Genomic DNA, 18,770 nt, shown 5'->3' on the forward strand with positions numbered 1-18,770 from the left:
GGAGGTCACTCCGCGAACAGCGCCGCCAGGTCGTCCGCCGTCAACGAGCCGCCGGCCAACGCGTCGCCTTCCATGACGTCCGCGAACAGCTGCGACTTCTTGGCCTTCAGCGCCATGACCTTCTCCTCGATGGTGTCCTTGGCAACCAGCCGGTAGACCATAACGTTCCTGGCCTGCCCAATGCGGTGCGTGCGGTCCACAGCCTGGGCCTCCGACGCAGGGTTCCACCAAGGATCCAGCAGGAACACGTAGTCGGCCTCGGTCAGGTTGAGCCCGAAGCCACCGGCCTTCAGCGAGATCAGGAACACCGGAGCGGCACCGTTCTTGAACTCGCTCACCACGTCGCCTCGGTTCCTGGTGCTGCCATCGAGGTAGCAATACTCCACGCCCTCTTCGTCCAGGCGCTCGCGGACCTTCCCAAGGAACCCTGTGAACTGGCTGAAGATCAGCGTCCGGTGACCCTCGGAGATGACGTCCTCCAGCTGCTCGAACAACACATCGAGCTTCGAGGAGCGCACGCCGGACAATGAAGAATCCACCAGTGACGCGTCCAGGCTCAGCTGCCGCAGCAACGTCAACGACTGGAAAATCGTGAAGCGGTTCTTGTTCACGTCATCGATCAGACCCAGGATCTTTTGCCGCTCGCGCTGCAGGTGCGTCTGGTAAACCTTCTGGTGCCGCGGGTTGAGGACGACTTCCAGGATCTGTTCCTGCTTGGGCGGCAGGTCCTTGATGACCTGCTCTTTGGTGCGGCGCATCATGAGCGGACGGACACGACGGCGGAGCTTGCCCAGTTGCGCCGAGTCGCCGTTTTTTTCGACCGGCTTTTGGTAATTCTCGGCGAACCGCTTGGGGCTCGGGAACAGCCCGGGCGCCACGATGGAGGTCAGCGACCAGAACTCCATGAGGTTGTTTTCCAGCGGCGTGCCCGTGATGGCGAGCTTGAAACGGGCCGGCAGTTTGCGTGCGCACTGGTAGGCCTTGGACTGGTGGTTCTTCACGAACTGCGCCTCGTCCAGCATCAGTCCAGCCCAGTGGAACGACGCGTAGGCATCGTAGTCAATGCGGAACAGGGCATAAGAAGTAATAACGACGTCGGCGCCCGCCAACGCTTCGACAGGGGACTGGCCACTCTTAGCGAAAGTTTCACCGACGGTCCGCACTACGAGCCCGGGAGCGAACCGCTGCGCTTCCAGCGCCCAGTTGCTCACGACACTCGTAGGGGCAACCACCAGGAAGGGAGCGCGTGGAGTTACTTCCACAGAGTCACCCTGGGCGGCAGCAGCGGTTTCCGCGGCCAAGTCCTTCGCCGCACAAATCAGCGCAATGGCCTGCACGGTCTTACCCAGGCCCATGTCGTCGGCCAACACCCCGCCGAGGCTGTGCTTGTACAGGAAGCTCAGCCAGTTGAAACCCTCCAACTGATACGGACGCAGCTCAGCGTTAAGGCCGGCCGGCAGCGGTAGCCCGGTCACGCCGTCGTCGAGCAATCCGCCCACAGCCTCACGCCACGCGGCCGCTTGTTCGTCCACGATGCCCAGCTGGGCGAGCTCGTCCCAGAGCCCGGCCTGGAAGCGGCTGATCTGCAGGGTGCCGTCCTTGTTGTCCGGGTTGTCCTGCAGGGACCGGGCTTCGTCGATCAGTGCGCGCAGCTGGTGCAGCTCCGGGAGGTCCAGCGAGAAGTACGCGCCGCTGGGCAGCAGCATACGGCTCATCCCGGCTGCAAGGGCAGAGAAAACAGCGGCGAAGGAGACGGGTTCGCCTTCGAGGGTGATCACGATGCCGAGGTCGAACCAGTCGCCACTGGCCGTTTCCTTCGTGGAAATGGACACCACGGGAGCCTCAGCGGCCTCACGGTAATCAGCAATGTCACCTGAGGTCTCCACCACGACATCGGGCAGTTCCCTCAGCGCGGGGAGGACCTCTTCGGTGAACGCAAGAGTATCCAAACCGCCCAGTTCCACCGATGCAGCGAGGCGCGGCGCACCCCAACCGCCTGTGGCCGACTCGGCCAGCGCCGAAACAACGTCCCACGGCCGGCCGAGCGACTCCAGGATCCGGGCTTCCTCAGGATCGTCGCGGTAGCCACGGTCATCGGGGTGCCGCCAGAGGGGTTGAGCCGTGACCAGCGTGCCGGACTTGTAGTGCCACTCCCAGTGCAGCCGGACTTTGTGGTCATTGCCGTAGTTGGCCAGAAGGGAGAGCGTGGGGACAGCCAGGGTGGGCAGCTCCACGGATTCGTCCGCGGCCTGCACCGGCGTGGACTGCCGAAGCTTGGGGTAGAACGAGGTCAGGAACCGGCTTTCGTCCTCGGCCGGAATCTGAAGCGTTTGGCCATCCATGACGAACTCGAGCAGCTCGTCGGTGACGCCACCCTCGATCGGTGCGAGCGTAATCAGGTTCTTTAGCTGCGGCACACCGGGCAGGATTTCGCCGGAATGAGTGAAGAATATCCCGTTGGCCGGCTTCCCCAGGAAGCCCACGGTTCCGGCATCAACCGTCTCCCCGCCCACGGTCACCGACGGCGCAAGCTGCAGGCCGCCGTCGGGCGTTGTACTTTCGGTTCCGTTCGCGTCCAGGCGCGCCAAACTCAGGCCGACGACGGCGGCCTGCGACTCAACGCGGACAGGTTCGCTACCAGCCGAGTGAATGAGCGGAATGCCCGCTTTGGTGGCATCGGAAAGGAGGGTCCAAAGATTCTTGGCCGCGAAGTCGTTCAGGCTCAGCCACATGGCGCCGGAAGGTTGCTGCCGTCCGTTGCTGGAACCGTGCGCGGCGAGGAAGGTCTGAAGCCATTCGACGTGGACCTCGTTGAATTCGCGCCGGAAGCTGACGTAACTGAGGTTGTTCCAGGAGACGTCGCCGCGGATCCACTTGCCCTTGGCGCCCATCATGACCGGACGGGCCTTGAGCTGGCGGACGCTTCGCATGGGATCACGGCGGCCTGTGTAGGAGAAGTGGGCCGCGGGCTCTTCCACTTCGAACTGGAGCGCCAGCTGGATGCCCGCAGCGCTGGGAGCTGTGCCGGGCTTGGCGATGAGCCTGTTGAGTGCTTGTTCCCAGGCGGGACGTGCCGAACCACCCTGCTGGCCTGAGCCAACCCGCGATGTCTGGATGCCGGGTGCCTGTGACAGGAGCTGGGCACGAATGGTGGGGTGGTCTTCGGCTGTGAAGAGCAGTGCGGCTACGTGCTTGCAATCCTTGCGGACCGGGCAGCTACAGATACCCACGGTGCAGCTCCAGCCGCTGGGCTTGCGGACCAGTTTCGCCGACGTCGAATACGGCTGTGGGCCGGTGCCGCGGACTTTGCCCATCAGGAGGCCCGTAGCGGCGTCGAAAGAGATCCCGTTCACGCGGCTGCCCATGGCATAGGCCAATCCGGCCGCGAGCGAGCGGTCCGTGATGGCAGGAGTCTGAATGGCCAGTTCCCAGTTTTCGTCTGTGTGGGACGGCATGCGTAGGGCTACTTTCGGCAGGAGGTTATCTGTTCAATCTTAGTCAGCAGAAAACGGCTCCCAAACTTCGCCCTCCGTTAACCTCATCCTCGATTGCCGCGCCGCTCCCACGCGTACGTTGAAAGTGTCCGGAGCACCAACAGCTTTCAGCAGTGAGGATTTCCCATGACTACCAACGAGTACCCCGTCGTCCTGAACAAGACCAGCTTCGAAGCCGGCAATGCGGATGTTGTGGATTCCAACGTCAACGTCGTGAACCAGATGTACCAGGAGCTCCTCAACAGTGACGAAATCGCACCCGCTGCGCTCAACAGTTTCTTTGTGGACTTCTACCTGACGCAGGCACTGTCCGGCGGGTTCGCCCAGTACGTCTTCACCGCACCGGAGCGTGAAGAAGTTGACGCCTACGTCCGTGCAGGCCTCGAAGGCATGGGTGCCACGAGGCACCTGGACCTCTTCAACCGCACAGCCGCCGCGTTTGATGCGCTGACTGAAGACGACGCCGAGGCCTACCTCGACGGCGAGCTGGACGAGTCCGAGACGCCGCCTGCCGCTGTTATCACCTTGGACGAGCTCGACGGCGAGTTTGAGGCGCTGCTGGAAGAGGAGGACATCATCGAGCTCAATGGTGTGTTCCTCCGCGACCAGGCGGCGCTGCTGGTCTTGGACGATGAGGGGATTGAAGCGCACATCGCCGAGCGCGTCGCCCTGATCCCGGACCTCGCCGAGCGCCAGGCTGAGGCTGAGGAAGAAGCCCTCGCCAACGCTCCCGAGTTCGAGGTCATCATCCGCGAACTGTGCGACGTCGCGGGCTACGCCCTGGAAAAGATCACCATGGGCGATCCCAACTACGAGCACGATGGCGTCAAGACCCTCGCCTGGCACTTCTCCACGGACCACGGCGACTACCTCATGATCGAGGACGACGACGAGGCCTTCATGATCACCCCGGAGACCAAGGAAATCATCGCTGCCGTGGAGTTCGAAGAGTCCGAGGAATTCGCCGACGCGTAGGCCGCGCATTCGGCTGTTCGGTCGAGACCGCCGGAACGCTGCGGAATCGCTGCAGCGTTCCGGCGGTCTCGACGCGTTTCCGGCGATTTGGCTGCCGCGCGTGAGTAGACTCGACCGGTGCGTGCGTATTGGGAACTGGCCAAGTCATCCTTCCGCCGCCATTCAACGTACCGAACAGCCGCCGTTGCCGGTGCTTTTACCAACTCGATCTTCGGACTCATCCGGGCATCGCTGCTGCTGAGCGCCATTACGACGGCGGGCGGTGCCATCGGGGGATACTCGGCAACGGAGGCAGCCACGTATGTGTGGCTTGGCCAGGCGCTCCTGGCACCGTTGGGACTCTTCGGCAACGCTGAGCTGGCCGGTCGCGTGAAGTCGGGGGACATCGCCGTCGACCTTTCCCGGTCTGTGAACCTGACGGCGTCCTATTGGGCGCAAGACCTGGGCCGCGCAGCCTTCGACGTCCTTCCGCGCGGAGTACCGCCGCTCGTCATTGGGGCCTTGGTCACCGGGCTGGCGATGCCGGGCACTCCCGGGCCTTATCTGTTGGGATTCGTGTCCATCCTGGCTGCCGTATCCCTGAACTTCCTGGGCTTCTTCGCCATCAACCTCCTGGCGTTCTGGGTGCTCGAAATCCGGGGATTCTGGATGCTGTACATGGTGGTGATGAACCTGTTGTCCGGGTTCCTGGTCCCGGTGACGTGGTTCCCGGGGTGGCTGCTCGAGTTCGCCCGGGCGACGCCATTCCCATCGATGCTTCAGACCCCGGTGGACATCCTCGCGGGAAGGACCGACGGCGGCGAGAGCCTTGCGTTGGTTGGCGTGCAACTCGTGTGGCTGGCCGTGCTGGTGGTCATCGTGCAGGTGATGCTCCGCTTCGGTTCGCGGCGGTTGGTGGTGCAGGGTGGCTAGTCCCCGCGCAATCCGTTCTGGTGCAGGCCGCGATCCCCACGCGCCGGTCACCAACCTGGTTCTCCTCAAACTGCTCATCTCTGCCCGGCTACGCTCACAACTCGCATACCGGGGCAGCTTCCTCTCCGACGTCGCAGGCCAGGTCCTCTTGGGGTTGACCGAGTTCGTGGAGCTTTACGCGATCGTCCACAACGTCTCCACGTTCGGGGGTATGACCCTGGCCCAGACGCTGGTGGTGTTTGGGCTCGCGTCCGTTGCCTTCGCCCTCGGCGACCTGCTGATGGGGGAGACCGACTCCATGTCCGAGACCATCCGGTCAGGGAAGCTGGAGGTGCTGCTGGTCAGGCCCCTCCCTGTTTTGCTTCAGCTCGCAACGTCCGACTTCCAGTTGCGGCGGGTGGGTCGATTATTGTTCGGCGCGGCAGCCCTGGTGGTGGCGCTGCTCCTCGCCGACATCCAATGGGACCCCGCGAAAATCCTGCTGGCCACCATCACGCCGCTCGCGGGAGCTGCGATTTTCTGTGCCCTCTTCCTCGGCGCCGGAGCCATGCAGTTCTGGATCCTCGACGGCCGGCAATTCGCCAACGCGTTCACTTACGGAGGGCGATACGTGGCCTCGATGCCCGGGGCGGCACTGTTCTTCCCCGTCCAGGTCTTTTTCACCTTTGTCATCCCGGCGACGCTCGTGGCATACGCGCCCAGCCTGGTCATCCTCGACCTCGACGGCCCCGCTGGGATCCCGGCCTGGACGGGCTGGCTCGGGCTGCCGGCCGCCGTCGTCCTCAGCGGACTCATGCTGCTCCTCTGGCGGGCGGCCATCAAAAAGTACACCGGCGCAGGAGGCTGACATGCCCATCATCGAAGTGGAAAATCTAAGCCGGGAGTTCCAGGTCATGGAATCTGCCGGTCGGTTCCGGCGGCGCAGGAAGACCGTTCATGCGGTCCGTGGCATCGACTTTACTGTGGAGCCGGGGGAAGCCGTCGGCTACATAGGAGCCAACGGTGCGGGCAAGTCCACCACCATCAAGATGCTGACAGGCGTCCTGGTACCAAGTTCGGGGCGTGTGACCGTCTGCGGGTTCAACCCGGTGCCGCAGCGCAAAGCGTTGGCCCGGAAGATCGGCGTCGTGTTCGGGCAGCGCTCGCAGCTTTGGTGGGACCTGCCGCTGCAGGACTCATACCCGATCCTAGGGGCCATGCATCGTATGTCAGAGGCCGACTGGAAGCCCAGGTTCCGCGAACTTGCCGATCAGATGGATTTGGGAGAGTTCCTTTCCACGCCTGTCCGGCAGCTCTCCTTGGGCCAGCGGATGCGCGGCGAGGTGGCGGCTGCCCTGCTGCATCGCCCGGAGCTGGTGATCCTGGACGAGCCGACCATTGGCTTGGACATGATCAGTAAGGAGAAACTTCGCCAGTTCCTGGACGCCGAGCGCCGCGAGAACGGCACCACGCTGCTGCTGACCACCCACGACATGAGCGACATCCAACGTTTGTGCCAACGCGTCTTGGTCGTCGACGACGGCGTCATCGCCTACGACGGTCCGCTCACCGGTTTGGCTGAGGTGGCCGGAGCCGTGCGCACCATGGTGGTTGACCTCGCCGCCCCCGTGCATTCGGCTGATCTGTTGACGCTGCCTGATGGCGCAGTGCATCAGGGCATCGAGGCGGAGGGAGTCCGGCACAGCGTTTCCTTCGATCCCCGCAGGCTGTCGGCGGCCACCGTGCTTGCCGCTATCTCCAGCACGGCCGAGGTTGCCGATCTATCCCTGCACGAGCCGGACATCGAGCACCTGGTGCGGCAGCTCTATGGGAGTACACGGCTCTAGGGGCCTTATCTGCTTGGCTGGGGGCGCAAGGCGCGCCGAAGCTTAACCCAGCCCCAGATGATGGTTACCTGCCACGCTGTCAGCAAGCCGAGCCAGATCCAGTCGAAGCCACGATCGGCTGTATGGAAAAGCATGGCGGTGACCCCCAAAAGCCACGCAACTTCCTGCAGGACCAGAAAGCCCATGTTCGGCGGATTCTTCGTGTTTTTCTGTTCTGCCATGTTCTCTCCCCAGTGAGTGGCTTGCAGTCTAGCTGTTCTGATCCAACGCCGTGGCGAGGTACTCCAGCATCTCGTCGTCGACGTCGTCCATTGATTTCAAACGTACACGGCGGTCGAAGAAGTCTCCTTCTCGCACCTTCACAGCTTCGAGCCTGCCCTCGGCGGGGGCGTCCAGACGCAGGGCGACGTCCACTGTGGTGTTGTTGGTGCGGGTGACTTGGGCGAACTTTCGCCGGGGGCTGTGGAGCGAGACATACCCCTTGCGCATCTGGATCTCCACTCCGTAGGTCTCCGCAGACCACGCCAGCAAGGCGTCCGCAATCGGGCGCAGCTGGGGGTGGTGGGCGTATTGGCCGTCGAGGAGCTCGTCTGCGTCGCGGAGCATGAATTCCGGATAGCCAAACATCTCCCACGAGACCGCGTACTGCGCGTATCCGGTAATGCCGTGTTCGTCGCGCATCCAGTCGCGGAGTTCGGCGTCGTTCGTCAAACCTTGGGTGCGGCCCTGCCCAGCCCACCACTGCACATCATGGCCTGATTTCCGGAGAAGCAACGCCTGGTTGCCGTCCACCATGGTCTGCCATGTCTTGGCCGCGGCCTTGAAGTCGGAAGTCTCGCCCATGACCCGATGGTAGCCCGGGATCGCCTGACGTTCTCCGGCGATCCCGGGCGGGTGCGAACCTACTTGATCATTTCTCCGGTGGGGCTGACCAGATACCAGACGCCGCCCACGCCCTGGCCGGTGACGTCGCCGGGCGCCTTGTCCTTGGCGTAGTAGTACAGGGGCATGCCGTTGAGCGTCACGTGCTTGTTGCCGTCCGGCGAAGCGATTGTTCCCACCGTTCCGGTGACACCGTCAACAGTGGGGCCCTCCGACGTCGTGGTGAAAATCGGCCATGCTGCCAGGCAGGCTTCCGTGCACGCGCTGGTTCCCGAGTCCTTGACGTCCTTGGTGAAGAAATAAAGGCTCATGCCTTTGCTGTCCACCACGATTTGGCCTGCGCTGGAGGACGCAACCATCATTTCGGCCCGTGCGGCCGCGGTGGTGGCCGGGGCGCTGGAGGTAGGTGCCGCAGAGGAGGCAGCGGCGGGAGGAGGAGTGGACGTGGTGGTGGTTCCCGGGCTTCCGCCGCATCCCGCCAATGCGGCAGTCAGGACCAATGCTGCGAATCCAAAGCTAAGTGGTTTCTTCATGTCCAGCTCCTTTGACGAGCCGGCCGGGATGGGCCGGCGCTAACCCCTACGACGCCGCTGGGGGAAGAATGGTTCATGGAGCTGAACCTTTTCCGAGCGGGCGTCGTCGTATAGGCGAAGGGGCAGCGGAAAGAGTGCGAGGGAGGTGGCTATGCCGTTGGACGAGGACGTGGTGGCAGCGATCTACCGTGAGCACGGCACGGCCCTGAAACGCTTCGTTCTCAGCTGCACCTCCGACGCCCACCAGGCCGAGGACGTCGTGCAGGAAACCATCCTCAAGGTGTGGCAGCACGCACCGCAGATCACGGGAAGCCTGCGCAGCTACCTCTTCCGGACGGCGCGCAACGTCATCATCGACAACTACCGGAAGGCGCAGCGTCGGCCTGCCGAATCCGGTGAGCAGGACCTACCGGACCATGCGGCCACCGAACGCGTCGACGAACTCCTGAACCGGGTGCTCATGGAAGAAGCCCTGCTCCGGCTCAGTCACGAGCACCGTCAGGTCCTGGTGGCCCTTCACTACCAACGGTTCACCGTCAGCGAGGCAGCACTGCAGCTGAACATCCCGTCGGGAACCGTGAAATCCCGGGCTTTCTATGCTGTGAAAGCCCTCCGAACAATCCTTGATGAAATGGGGGTGGAACGATGAACGGCAACTCCGTCCACCAACTATTGGGCGCCTACTTGCTCGGTGGGCTCGAGCCTGACGAAGCTCGTACGTTTGAGGACCACCTCGCCACATGCGCAGAGTGCCGACGCGAACTTGAGGAACTCGAAAGCCTGCCTGCATTGCTCGACGCCGTTCCCGCTGCCGACGCCGTAGCTCTCACTATCACCGGCCGGACCAACGAACTCGCGCCGATGGAACCTGCACCCGAACCACTTCCCGAGAAGGTTCTGGTGGACCTGTCGGTCCGCAGGCGGAAATCACGACGGCGGTGGGCGGCTCTGGTTGGTGCCGTTGCCGCCGCTTGCCTGGCTGTTGGTTTCCTTGCCGGGCCGCTGCTGAACCAGCCTCCGAAACCGGACGCGAGCTACTCAGTGCAGTCCGATAGTGGTTTGCAGCTGACGGTTGGCATGGTGAAGAAGAACTGGGGCACCGAGCTGGAGGTTGAGGGTCGGTCCATGCCGCTGGAGGGCACTCTCTACCTTTGGGTGAAAGGCCGGGATGGCGCCGAAGAACGGACCTGCGGTTGGACAGCTACGGCCAGTGGCCGGATCAAGATCACCGGCGCCACTCCGGTGCAATTGGCGGGGATTGCCGGCGTTGAGCTTCGCGACGAGGCAGAGAAGACGGTCGCGTCGATTTCGGTGCCGTAGGGGTTAGTGCTCCGTGACGCCGGTGTCCTGCGCCTTGAGTTCTGCCACCAGTGCCGGGTTCTCGCAGGCCCGGGCGAACGCTTCGATGCGCCGCTCGATCTCCCTGCCCAGGAGCCAGCCGCCGATTCGCTCGGCCAACGGCTTCAGGAAAGCCGGCCGGCAGGAAAAGGTGTACTTCCAGACTGCCCGGGTGCCGCCGTCGTCCGGTGTGAACCGCCAGCCACCGCCGAAGTTCTCAAAGAACCACGGCCCGGAGACCATGGTCATGCCAACATTCCTGGGCGGTGTGTAGGAGACGTACTCGCTGACCATCTTCAAACCCATGCGTGAAACAGTCCGGGTCCGCACGCCTTTGCCAGCTGACGTGGCTCCGTCCAGGAAACCCTGCGCCGAGATGAATGGGTCCCATTTGAGCCGGAATTCGCCTGTGGTCTGGGAGAGGGCAAAGGCGGTCTCAGGGTCAAGCCGAATGAAACGCTCCGCGCGGACCTGAGGCATCAGAACCCCTGGCCCGAGCCAAGCACCAGGAACACCATGAACACGATGCCAAAGATGTTGACCGCCATAATCGCCAGCCCGATGATGCCAGTGATGCGCCCCGCGTTCATGCGCCCGGCGCGAAATACGGCGATCAGCCCACAGACCACGGCAAGGACGGCGAGCACCACCGCGACCCCCGCCAGCACCAGCGCACCGACCCACCACGCGTCGTTGCCCTGGTTGTAGCGGCTCATGGCCGAGGCGATGGCTGCGATGCCAAGGGGAATGCTGACTATTGCCGCAACGGGTGAAAGGACCGCGGCAACGATGCTCGTGATGCCGGCACCCAAGCCGCGGTTACCCGTCCGTTGGGGCTGCTGGTAGTACTCGACCGGTGGCTGGTAGCTCATGGTTCCCCCAAAAGTCCGTTTGCTAGATCTTGCGGTACGTGAGGTCGAAGATCATGCGTCCGGCCTCGTGGGCTTTGTTCTCAAAGCTGGTCCGGATGCGGCCGTCGAACCGGGGAGCCCATCCGCCTTCCTGATCCACGCCCTCGTTCGGGCCAGTGTGTTCGGTGCTGACGGGCGCGCGGCCTTCCCTGACCGGCGCGCCGCCGACTACGGATTCGACGCCGGATTGCCAGACTTGCGTCAGCGGGCTTTCCTCGCCGCTGCGCTCGCCTTCGTGCATGTTCTCGAATTCCGTGGAATCCGCCAGCACTTCGCGCACGTGCACCGCGTAGTTGGACCAGTCAGTGGCGATGCGCCAGTAGCCGCCCTTTTCGAGTGCCTTGGCTGCAACCGAGGCGAAAGCGGGCTGGATCAGCCGGCGTTTGTGGTGACGGGCCTTGTGCCATGGATCCGGGAAGAACACCCAAAGCTCGCTGACCGAACCCTCCGGGAGCATCGACTCGAGGACCTCGGGGGCGTTGGCTTCCACCACACGCACGTTGGTCAAGCCGCGGCTGTTGATCTTGATGATGGTGTTGGCCAGACCCGGGGTGTAGACCTCTACTGCGAGGAAGTCCTTGTCCGGGTTCTGCTCCGCGGCGTGAACCACGGCATCACCCAGGCCGGAGCCAATCTCCACGATCAGGGGTGCCTTGCGTCCAAAGACAGCCTCGGCGTTGAACGTGTAGTCCGGGTGCACGGAGGTGTTGGCGACGTGGCGTGGGACCTGGATGGCCCAACGCTCTGCGTGCTCCTCCCAAGCGGCCTGCCTCCGACCCTGCAGGCGGGTTCCGCGGCGCACGAAGCTGACCGGGCGGCCACCGTAAGTTCCGAAGGAGGCCTGGCTGCCGGGCGTGACTGGTCGCGGGGAATCTGGGGTTTCACTCATCGCTTCCAGAATACTTTGGTTGGGGCGGGACGTTCGGTTGGACGTTCCAAGGACGGTATTCGCCTAGGAGCTTAGGAGCTCAAAAAGGCCAACACCTAACACTTCGATTCCTGCAATGCATAGGCCGAAAGCGCCAAACATCCAGGCGATGGTTCGCTGGCCATCCGCGTCGCGGCGCTTTGCCAGTTTGAGACATCTCAGGCCACAAATAACTGTCATCATCCAGCACGTGGCCGTGGGGACCAAGAGAATAATCTGCGCTGCGACCGCGTAGGAAGCGCGCTCAGCGCCAAATGCAAAAACCATTCCCACAGGGAAAACGATCGAAAAGACCATTGGCGCCCCCATGGCAAGGGCCAAGCTCCAGATGCCTGCTCGTAAGCCCGGCGGCCGCGAGTATGCTGTGGCCGAATCTTGACGTGCTGCACGAGGGCGTTCTGGCGGTGACGAGTGTGGGCCTGATGCTGGGGTGTTGTCCATGTCCGCAACGTTATGGATCGGCACGCCGCGTAGACAGTGGGAATTGCTCCTATGTGGACAATCCCTATCCGGTCCACGGCTCGGTCACATCAAGCCCCAACGAGCCCGAACCGAATCCGGCTGACAGAATAGGACGTGTGACCTCCTCGAAAATGCCCGGCTACCCAGAGAAATCAGTCCTGCCTGACATAGCAGTGGACGCCGAGATCGACGACGAGCCAGCCGCGGACCCCACGCAACTCCGCGGCAAGAAGGGCCTGATCTACCTGGGCATCTGCCTGGTGCTGATTGGCCTCAACCTCCGCGCGGTCTTCTCCAGCTTCTCCGCCGTACTCCCGGAGATCACGTCCGACGCCGGTCTGCCGGGCTGGGCGCTGGTGGTCCTCACCACCGTGCCGGTCACCTTGCTGGGCGTGTTCGCGCCACTTGCCCCCATCTTGGCCCGCAGATTCGGCGCGGAGCGCGTCCTTCTGGGAGCCATGGCAGTCCTCACGGCAGGGCTCCTGCTGAGGCCGGTCGACATCCCGGGAATCGGGCATATGCCCGCACTCCTCGCCGGAACCGCGGCCTGCGGTGCGGCCATCGCCCTGTGCAACGTCCTTCTTCCCGGCGTGGTCAAACGGGACTTTCCGCACCGCCTTGGCTTGATGGGTGGCCTCTACACCACGGCAATCTGCGCATCTGCCGCCCTCGGTGCGGGCTTCACGTATCCGGTCTTTACGGCAACCGGCCACTGGACCTCGGCGATGTGGTTCTGGGCGGTGCCTGCCGCCGTCGTACTTCTGCTCTTCCTGCCGTTGGCAATCCGCCAGCCCTCGGTCAAGCACCAGGCAGTCCACGGTGGCGTAAACGTGTGGCGCTCTGCAGTTGCGTGGCAGGTGACCTTGTTCATGGTGCTGCAGGCGATGATGTCGTTCAGTGTTTTCGCGTGGATGGCACCCATCCTGCGCGATCGGGGGATCGACGGCAGTACGGCCGGGCTGATCGTCTCGGTGTCGATCGTGCTGCAGATGCTGGGCTCCCTGTTCGCCCCGGCACTGGCTACGCGTTTCAAGGACCAGCGCATCATCAACATGGTGGTGGCACTGATGACCGGCGGCGGTTTTGCCCTCACAATCTTTGGCCCAACCGAACTCATCTGGGTATGGACCGGGCTGAATGGGCTGGGGCAGGGTTCGCTGACCGCGGTGGCCCTGACCATGATCATGGTCCGCACCCGCGACGCCCATACGGCGGCCCACCTGTCCGGGATGATGCAGGGCGTCGGGTACGGAGTGGGTTCGGTGGGCACCCTGCTGGTAGGCCAACTGCACCAAGCGACAGGCGGGTTCGCAGCAGCCGGAATTCTGTTCCTGGTGGTCGGATCCTTGGCCGCGTTCTTCGGATACCGGGCGGGCCGCGACCGCTTCGTTTAACCCAAGTAAGTAGCAGCAGATGCCGTTTTGAGCGCTCAAAACGGCATCTGCTGCTACTCAGTTGGGGAGGTCAGACGGTCAGGTCCTTGCCCTTGGTCTCCGGGATGGAGAAGGCGAATGCGATGCCCACCAGCAGCAGGATCACCGCATAGACGTTGAACAGGTAGCCCTGCCCGATGCTGCCAAGCCATGTCTGCAGGTACGGGGCCGTGCCACCGAAGGCAGCGACGCAGATGGAGTACGGGACGCCGACGCCGATGGTGCGGATGTGCGTCGGGAAGAGTTCAGCGTAGACGGCCGGGACGATTGCAGCGCTGCCGGCGATGAAGAACAGCATCACGGACATGGACACTGCGAGCTGCCACGGCGAGTCCTTGAGCAGCCACGTCATGGGGAAGTGCAGGAGGGCGGCGCCGGCGGCGGAGACGATGATCACGGGCTTGCGGCCGATGCGATCGGAGAGCTTGCCCCAGAAGGGAAGGGCCGCGATGAACACGATATTGGCAATGACACCGGCCCAGAGCGCAGCGCCCCGGTCCATCTTCAGGGACGTTGCTGCGTAGCTCGGTGCCACGACGCCCCAGATGTAGTACACAACAGTCAGGCCCACAGTGAGGCCGATGACCTGGAATGCCTGCTTGCGGTACTTGATGATCTGCGGCAGGATCGGCAGGCGCTTCTCATTGGGAGCCTCTGCCTCGAACGCTTCGGTTTCCTTCATCTTGGCCCGCATGAACAAGGCGTAGATACCCAGGGCGCCACCGATGAGGAACGGGATGCGCCAACCCCAGGCGCTCATGTCGTCCTTGCTCAGGACGTTGGTCAGGATCGCACCAAGCAGCGTGCCGGCCAGGATTCCCGCGGTGCCGGAGGTGTAGATAAGGGTCGCCCAGAAGCCGCGGTGTTCCTTGGGCGCCATCTCGGACAAATACGTTTGCGACGACGGCAACTCACCACCGTGCGCCAGGCCCTGGATGAGGCGGGCCACCAGCAGCATCACCGAAGCGAAGGCGCCGACGGCAGCAAACGTCGGCGCAATGCCGATGAGGAGGCTGCCCACCGCGCCCAGTGCAACGGCCACGGTCATGGACGTCTTGCGCCCGATCCGGTCGCCAATCCAGCCGAACACGAAGCCGCCAAACGGACGGGCAACGAACCCGACGGCGAAGATCGCCAAGGTGGACAGCACTGCTGATGTGGGATCGGCCTGGCTGAACAGGGCACTCGCGATGAAGGGCGAGAACGTCGCGTAGATCGCCCAGTCGTACCATTCAACGGCGTTGCCGATGCCGGTTCCGACCAGCGTGCGCACGTGCGACTTGTGGACCTTGACGTCTGGGGACGTTCCTACGGTGGTGGTCATGTGGTTCTCCAAGGTGGGGCGGGCTGGGAGGTGGGGCTTAGTTGCCGGCAAGCGCGGCGATACGGGATACGGCCAGTTCGGCATACAGTGCGGCACCGTCGGTGAGGACGCCGTCGTCGAACGTTGCGTAAGGCGAGTGGTTGAACGGCGACGTCGTGTGGTCGGCGCCGGGGGCAACAGCGCTGAGTCCCACGAAGGTGCCGGGGACTTCGGCGAGGACGCGGGAGAAGTCCTCGGAACCGCTCAGGGGAGTGGCCATCCGGGTGTGCCGGGACTCGCCGAACATTCCGGCAATGACCTTCTCGGCGGTGGTGGTCTCGTCCTCATCGTTGATGGTGAGGGGGTATTCCTCTTGGTAGTGCACGTCCGCCTCCAAACCGTGGGCTGCGGCGATGCCGTGAAGCAGCCGGGGTACTGCTTCCATCATCTTCCGGCGGGACTCTTCGGAGAAGGTCCTGATGGTGGCCTCGATGCGGGCGGTCTCGGGGATGACGTTCCGCTTGGTTCCGGCGTGCAGGACACCGACGGTCAGGACGACGGGATCGAACATGTTGAACTGGCGCGTAACCATGACCTGCAGGGCGGTGACCATCTCGGCGGCTGCCGTGACGGGATCCTTTGCTGAGTAAGGAGCGGAGCCATGGCCACCGGCCCCCAGGACGGTCACAACTAGTCCGTCGGATGAACTGAGCATCACACCCGGCTTGGTGACGAACTGGCCATGCGGCTCAAGCGAGGAGAACACATGCATCCCGTAGGCGGTGTCAGCGCGACGACCAGCTGCGTCCAGGACGCCTTCCTTGATCATGTAGCTTGCACCGTCGAAGCCTTCCTCGCCGGGCTGGAACATGAGGATCACATCGCCGGCAAGTTGGTCGCGGCGTTCGGCCAGCAACGTTGCAGCGCCGGCCAGCATGGAGGTGTGGAGGTCGTGGCCGCAGGCGTGCATCGCACCATCCACGCGGGAGGTGTAGTCCACGCCGGTGGTTTCCTGCACGGGAAGGCCGTCCATGTCTGCGCGGAGCAACACCACGGGCTTCTCAGCCGAAGCGTGAGCCGCGCCGCCCCGCAGAACCGCGGTGACCGACGTCGTTTCCTTGCCGAGGGTGATCTCGTACGGGAGCCCGTCCAGCGCTTTGAGCACCTTTTCCTGGGTCCGGGGGAGCTGCAGGCCGATTTCCGGTTCGCGATGGAGGTCGTGGCGAAGGCGGACGATGTCCTCCTGCAGTTCCTTGGCGTCGGCAGCAATGGTCATGGGTTCTCCTGGTCTATCTTGGTGACGTGTTCCTCATGCCATTCTGGGGTGACCTGCTTCACACCGCGCAAAACATCTGGAAATATGCACCTGACCCATAGATATGGCAGGAAAAATGCAGCACTCTGAGAGAATCGGCTCATGGAGCTCAGTGAAGAAGATCTACGACTGATCAATGCCCTGCAGATTTCGCCCCGGATCAGCTGGTCCGACGCCGGCGAAGTCCTGGGCGTCCACGCCACCACGCTGGCGTCCCGCTGGGAACGGTTGAAGTCCGCAGGGGCAGCCTGGACCACGGCGCACCTGATGGGTGATCCCAAGGACATGTGCTTGGCCATGGTGGATATCGACTGCGAAATGCACCTCAGGCCGGAGGTGACCTCGGCGGTCGCCAAGCTCCCCGAGGTCATTACGGTGGAAGAGGCCGCCAGCAACCGCGACCTCACCCTGACTGTCATCACCCAGGACCTTGAGCAGTTCAGCACTCACTTGTTGCCCAGGCTGAAAGAGATCCGCGGACTCTCCAAGTACCACACGGCACTGTGTACACGGATCCACACCAGTGGCTACGCGTGGCGGCTCAACGTCCTCACCAAGGCAGAACAGCAGGCACTCCGGGCGCTCGCCGGACCCGAATCGGCCAACCCGTCAGCGACTGATGCAATCGTGGTCCCGCTCCCCGAAAGCCATTTGGCGCTCATCCCGTTCCTCGCGCGCGACGGTCGAGCAACAGCAGCGGACATCGCCCGCGCCCTGGGCCGTAATCCCGCCACGGTCCAACGGCAACTAGGGCGGGTCCTCAACAGCCGTATGCTGTCCTTCCGTTGCGAAATAGCCCAGCAGTTCTCCGGCTTCCCCATCACCGTGCAGTGGTTCGCCAACGTTCCCGCCGGAGAGCACGAGGCCGCCGCCACGGAACTGCGTGCCATCCGGAACGTCCGGTTCTCCGCGTCCACCACGGGCCGCACCAACTTCACCATGATCATGTGGCTGCGCTCGCTGGCTGACGTCATGGAAATGGAGCTCACCATCCAGCAGCGCATCCCGGGCATCGAACTCGTGGAGAGCGTGGTCATGTTGAACACGGCAAAGCGCGTCGGGTGGATGCTGAACCCGGACTCGACCGCCACGGGCAAGGTGGTTCCGCCCTACGGGGAGCTGCTGCCTGACGGTATCTAGGCGTGCTTGGTAGCCCTCAAGACGGTGTCCAGGGTGCTGCCGGACTCGCCGTTGGGGCCGGCCACCGTACGCGCGCGGTCCGTCAGGACGTTGACGAACCACGGCTCGCGGTCCAGCCTCAGGGCGCCCGCCAGCTGCTCCGGAGTGAAGAACATGCCGGAGTCGTGGTGGTGGCTCCACGACGGGAGACCGTGCGGGTGATGACCCACGATCAACAAAGTGCCGCCCGGTGCGACCGCCGCTGCGGCCAGGGCCACGGAATCCCGCCACGGCAGGAGGGGCGAGTGCAGGAAGTGGGCCGAGACCAGATCGAAAACCGGCTCCGGCTCCCACTCGGTAAGGTCCTGTTGCTGCCAGGTGATGCGCTCAGCCTGGCCGGCTTCCGCTGCGTGCGCAGCCGCCCGTTCAAGCGCGACGGCGGACACATCCAATGCGGTGACGGTCCAGCCTTGCTGGGCCAACCAGATAGCGTCACCGCCTTCCCCGGAGCCCAGGTCCAGTGCCTTTCCCGGAGTCAGCCCAGTGACCTCAGCAACCAGTTGCGGGTTCGGGTTTCCGCTCCAAATTTTGGCTCGTTCCCGGTACATCCCGTCCCACATGTCCACGGCATTGTCGGCGTCCTCGTGGAGGTTGAGTCCGCCCTGCTGCGCGCCCTCGTGCTGGTGCCCGTGCTGGTGAGTGTCGCCGTCGTGCGTCTTTTCAGTCATACGCCAAGCGTGCCGTGAGCCGTGAGGAAAAGGCAACGCCTGTTGCTATTCCGGCAAACTCCAGCGCTGCGTGGACGCCTCTGCTATTTGTCTGCGACGGCGGATAACCTTTGATCTTCTGCGCCCGAATCATTCCGGTGGCGCCTCGTACTGGGGGATTCATGGTTTTCTTGCCGCGCATCGTTCGTGTGCCCACTGCGCTGACGGCTGCAGCAGTGCTGCTGTTGGTGGGCGGTGGGGTTGCTAACGCGCATCCCATTCAGCCCACTGCCAACTCATCAGTTTCCCTGTCGACATCGCTGAAAACCGCGGGTCAAAGTCCCTCGGGGATAAGAGCGCTGGAAGTCCCTTTGGCTTCGATGGATTCTCCAGACACCCTTGCAGTAGACGCAAGCATTTTGAAGTTCAGTCGTGACGGATCCAGGGCCTTCGTCTATGGCAGTCAATACTTTGCAGATATCTACGCACCGGCAGACATGGTGTCCGGCAGCGTTGAGGTGATGAACGCCTTCGACCTCGCGATGTCGCCAAGCGGATCCACCGCGTACCTGCCTACAAGCTACTAGACGGCCGACGTCGCTGTGGTGGACACCGTACGGCACACGGTCACA

At 63.5% G+C, this 18,770-nt stretch carries 19 protein-coding genes; 9 read left to right on the top strand and 10 right to left on the bottom strand.

Annotated elements, in window-relative coordinates:
- Positions 1-5: 5 nt before the first annotated feature.
- Positions 6-3,455 carry a DEAD/DEAH box helicase gene (locus GVL04_RS15440; protein ID WP_159706149.1) on the bottom strand — a complete coding sequence of 1,150 codons (3,450 nt, stop codon included), beginning with the start codon at positions 3,453-3,455 and terminating at the stop codon, positions 6-8.
- A 165-nt stretch (positions 3,456-3,620) separates the two neighbouring features.
- Here GVL04_RS15440 and GVL04_RS15445 point away from each other — a divergent pair, with 165 nt between their 5' ends.
- The 4 genes from GVL04_RS15445 (at position 3,621) to GVL04_RS15460 (ending at position 7,207) form a co-directional block, all read left to right on the top strand.
- Positions 3,621-4,469 carry a hypothetical protein gene (locus GVL04_RS15445; RefSeq protein WP_159706151.1) on the top strand — a complete coding sequence of 283 codons (849 nt, stop codon included), beginning with the start codon at positions 3,621-3,623 and terminating at the stop codon, positions 4,467-4,469.
- Between the two features lie 117 nt (positions 4,470-4,586).
- Positions 4,587-5,381, top strand: a complete 795-nt coding sequence (locus tag GVL04_RS15450; protein WP_159706153.1) for an ABC-2 family transporter protein — start codon at positions 4,587-4,589, stop codon at positions 5,379-5,381.
- The gene (locus GVL04_RS15455; protein ID WP_235036314.1) at positions 5,374-6,228 is read left to right on the top strand and encodes an ABC transporter permease; all 855 of its coding nucleotides are present in this window, start codon (positions 5,374-5,376) and stop codon (positions 6,226-6,228) included. Before GVL04_RS15450 ends, GVL04_RS15455 begins: the two co-directional genes overlap by 8 nt.
- Before the next feature lies 1 nt (position 6,229).
- A complete protein-coding gene (locus GVL04_RS15460) occupies positions 6,230-7,207 on the top strand; it encodes an ATP-binding cassette domain-containing protein (protein WP_159706155.1) in 978 nt (325 codons plus the stop codon).
- Between the two features lie 5 nt (positions 7,208-7,212).
- Here GVL04_RS15460 and GVL04_RS15465 read toward each other — a convergent pair whose 3' ends face one another.
- Genes GVL04_RS15465 through GVL04_RS15475 form a run of 3 tightly spaced genes read right to left on the bottom strand, consistent with a single transcriptional unit; the run spans position 7,213 to position 8,622 of the window.
- A complete protein-coding gene (locus tag GVL04_RS15465; protein WP_159706157.1) occupies positions 7,213-7,428 on the bottom strand; it encodes a hypothetical protein in 216 nt (71 codons plus the stop codon).
- Positions 7,429-7,456: 28 nt separating this feature from the next.
- Complete coding sequence (locus GVL04_RS15470) at positions 7,457-8,050, bottom strand: DUF5655 domain-containing protein (protein WP_235036315.1); 594 nt, start codon at positions 8,048-8,050, stop codon at positions 7,457-7,459.
- A gap of 59 nt (positions 8,051-8,109) precedes the next feature.
- Complete coding sequence (locus tag GVL04_RS15475) at positions 8,110-8,622, bottom strand: hypothetical protein (protein ID WP_159706159.1); 513 nt, start codon at positions 8,620-8,622, stop codon at positions 8,110-8,112.
- Positions 8,623-8,773: 151 nt separating this feature from the next.
- Here GVL04_RS15475 and GVL04_RS15480 point away from each other — a divergent pair, with 151 nt between their 5' ends.
- Positions 8,774-9,271 (top strand): sigma-70 family RNA polymerase sigma factor, encoded by a 498-nt coding sequence (locus GVL04_RS15480; protein WP_159706161.1) that lies wholly within the window; start codon positions 8,774-8,776, stop codon positions 9,269-9,271.
- On the top strand, positions 9,268-9,942 hold the full coding sequence (locus tag GVL04_RS15485) for a zf-HC2 domain-containing protein (RefSeq protein ID WP_159706163.1): 675 nt from the start codon (positions 9,268-9,270) through the stop codon (positions 9,940-9,942). Before GVL04_RS15480 ends, GVL04_RS15485 begins: the two co-directional genes overlap by 4 nt.
- Before the next feature lie 3 nt (positions 9,943-9,945).
- On the opposite strand, the gene GVL04_RS15490 is transcribed toward GVL04_RS15485, so the two are convergent.
- From GVL04_RS15490 to trmB, 3 genes are read right to left on the bottom strand one after another with little or no spacing between them, the layout of a single operon-like run.
- Entirely contained in the window at positions 9,946-10,440 is a 495-nt protein-coding gene (locus GVL04_RS15490; RefSeq protein WP_159706165.1) for a type II toxin-antitoxin system RatA family toxin, read from the bottom strand.
- On the bottom strand, positions 10,440-10,832 hold the full coding sequence (locus tag GVL04_RS15495; RefSeq protein ID WP_159706167.1) for a hypothetical protein: 393 nt from the start codon (positions 10,830-10,832) through the stop codon (positions 10,440-10,442). Before GVL04_RS15495 ends, GVL04_RS15490 begins: the two co-directional genes overlap by 1 nt.
- A 22-nt stretch (positions 10,833-10,854) precedes the next feature.
- Positions 10,855-11,760, bottom strand: coding sequence for a tRNA (guanosine(46)-N7)-methyltransferase TrmB (gene trmB / locus GVL04_RS15500; protein ID WP_159706169.1), 906 nt, complete (start codon positions 11,758-11,760; stop codon positions 10,855-10,857).
- A 632-nt stretch (positions 11,761-12,392) separates the two neighbouring features.
- Here trmB and GVL04_RS15505 point away from each other — a divergent pair.
- Positions 12,393-13,655 (top strand): MFS transporter, encoded by a 1,263-nt coding sequence (locus tag GVL04_RS15505; RefSeq protein WP_235036319.1) that lies wholly within the window; start codon positions 12,393-12,395, stop codon positions 13,653-13,655.
- A 70-nt stretch (positions 13,656-13,725) separates the two neighbouring features.
- On the opposite strand, the gene GVL04_RS15510 is transcribed toward GVL04_RS15505, so the two are convergent.
- Both GVL04_RS15510 and GVL04_RS15515 read right to left on the bottom strand, forming a co-directional pair.
- Entirely contained in the window at positions 13,726-15,018 is a 1,293-nt protein-coding gene (locus tag GVL04_RS15510; RefSeq protein ID WP_159706173.1) for an MFS transporter, read from the bottom strand.
- 37 nt (positions 15,019-15,055) lie between these two features.
- A complete protein-coding gene (locus GVL04_RS15515; protein WP_159706175.1) occupies positions 15,056-16,273 on the bottom strand; it encodes a M20 family metallopeptidase in 1,218 nt (405 codons plus the stop codon).
- A gap of 141 nt (positions 16,274-16,414) precedes the next feature.
- On the opposite strand from GVL04_RS15515, the gene GVL04_RS15520 reads away from it, so the two are divergent.
- Positions 16,415-17,452 (top strand): Lrp/AsnC family transcriptional regulator, encoded by a 1,038-nt coding sequence (locus GVL04_RS15520; protein WP_159706177.1) that lies wholly within the window; start codon positions 16,415-16,417, stop codon positions 17,450-17,452.
- On the opposite strand, the gene GVL04_RS15525 is transcribed toward GVL04_RS15520, so the two are convergent.
- On the bottom strand, positions 17,449-18,195 hold the full coding sequence (locus tag GVL04_RS15525; RefSeq protein ID WP_159706179.1) for a cyclopropane-fatty-acyl-phospholipid synthase family protein: 747 nt from the start codon (positions 18,193-18,195) through the stop codon (positions 17,449-17,451). The genes GVL04_RS15520 and GVL04_RS15525 overlap by 4 nt on opposite strands.
- A gap of 125 nt (positions 18,196-18,320) precedes the next feature.
- On the opposite strand from GVL04_RS15525, the gene GVL04_RS15530 reads away from it, so the two are divergent.
- Positions 18,321-18,725: a hypothetical protein gene (locus GVL04_RS15530; RefSeq protein ID WP_159706181.1), complete on the top strand. Its 405-nt coding sequence runs from the start codon at positions 18,321-18,323 to the stop codon at positions 18,723-18,725.
- Positions 18,726-18,770: the final 45 nt, after the last annotated feature.

Source organism: Arthrobacter sp. 18067 (genome assembly GCF_902706295.1).
Lineage (GTDB): Bacteria > Actinomycetota > Actinomycetes > Actinomycetales > Micrococcaceae > Arthrobacter.

What these genes read in the sequence shown, in the direction of transcription:
- GVL04_RS15440 (WP_159706149.1), bottom strand. Translation starts at nt 3,455, where the DNA reads ATGCCGTCCCACACAGACGAAAACTGGGAACTGGCCATTCAGACTCCT.
- GVL04_RS15445 (WP_159706151.1), top strand. Translation starts at nt 3,621, where the DNA reads ATGACTACCAACGAGTACCCCGTCGTCCTGAACAAGACCAGCTTCGAA.
- GVL04_RS15460 (WP_159706155.1), top strand. Translation starts at nt 6,230, where the DNA reads ATGCCCATCATCGAAGTGGAAAATCTAAGCCGGGAGTTCCAGGTCATG.
- GVL04_RS15465 (WP_159706157.1), bottom strand. Translation starts at nt 7,428, where the DNA reads ATGGCAGAACAGAAAAACACGAAGAATCCGCCGAACATGGGCTTTCTG.
- GVL04_RS15470 (WP_235036315.1), bottom strand. Translation starts at nt 8,050, where the DNA reads ATGGGCGAGACTTCCGACTTCAAGGCCGCGGCCAAGACATGGCAGACC.
- GVL04_RS15475 (WP_159706159.1), bottom strand. Translation starts at nt 8,622, where the DNA reads ATGAAGAAACCACTTAGCTTTGGATTCGCAGCATTGGTCCTGACTGCC.
- GVL04_RS15480 (WP_159706161.1), top strand. Translation starts at nt 8,774, where the DNA reads ATGCCGTTGGACGAGGACGTGGTGGCAGCGATCTACCGTGAGCACGGC.
- GVL04_RS15485 (WP_159706163.1), top strand. Translation starts at nt 9,268, where the DNA reads ATGAACGGCAACTCCGTCCACCAACTATTGGGCGCCTACTTGCTCGGT.
- GVL04_RS15490 (WP_159706165.1), bottom strand. Translation starts at nt 10,440, where the DNA reads ATGCCTCAGGTCCGCGCGGAGCGTTTCATTCGGCTTGACCCTGAGACC.
- GVL04_RS15495 (WP_159706167.1), bottom strand. Translation starts at nt 10,832, where the DNA reads ATGAGCTACCAGCCACCGGTCGAGTACTACCAGCAGCCCCAACGGACG.
- trmB (WP_159706169.1), bottom strand. Translation starts at nt 11,760, where the DNA reads ATGAGTGAAACCCCAGATTCCCCGCGACCAGTCACGCCCGGCAGCCAG.
- GVL04_RS15505 (WP_235036319.1), top strand. Translation starts at nt 12,393, where the DNA reads ATGCCCGGCTACCCAGAGAAATCAGTCCTGCCTGACATAGCAGTGGAC.
- GVL04_RS15510 (WP_159706173.1), bottom strand. Translation starts at nt 15,018, where the DNA reads ATGACCACCACCGTAGGAACGTCCCCAGACGTCAAGGTCCACAAGTCG.
- GVL04_RS15515 (WP_159706175.1), bottom strand. Translation starts at nt 16,273, where the DNA reads ATGACCATTGCTGCCGACGCCAAGGAACTGCAGGAGGACATCGTCCGC.
- GVL04_RS15520 (WP_159706177.1), top strand. Translation starts at nt 16,415, where the DNA reads ATGGAGCTCAGTGAAGAAGATCTACGACTGATCAATGCCCTGCAGATT.
- GVL04_RS15530 (WP_159706181.1), top strand. Translation starts at nt 18,321, where the DNA reads ATGGTTTTCTTGCCGCGCATCGTTCGTGTGCCCACTGCGCTGACGGCT.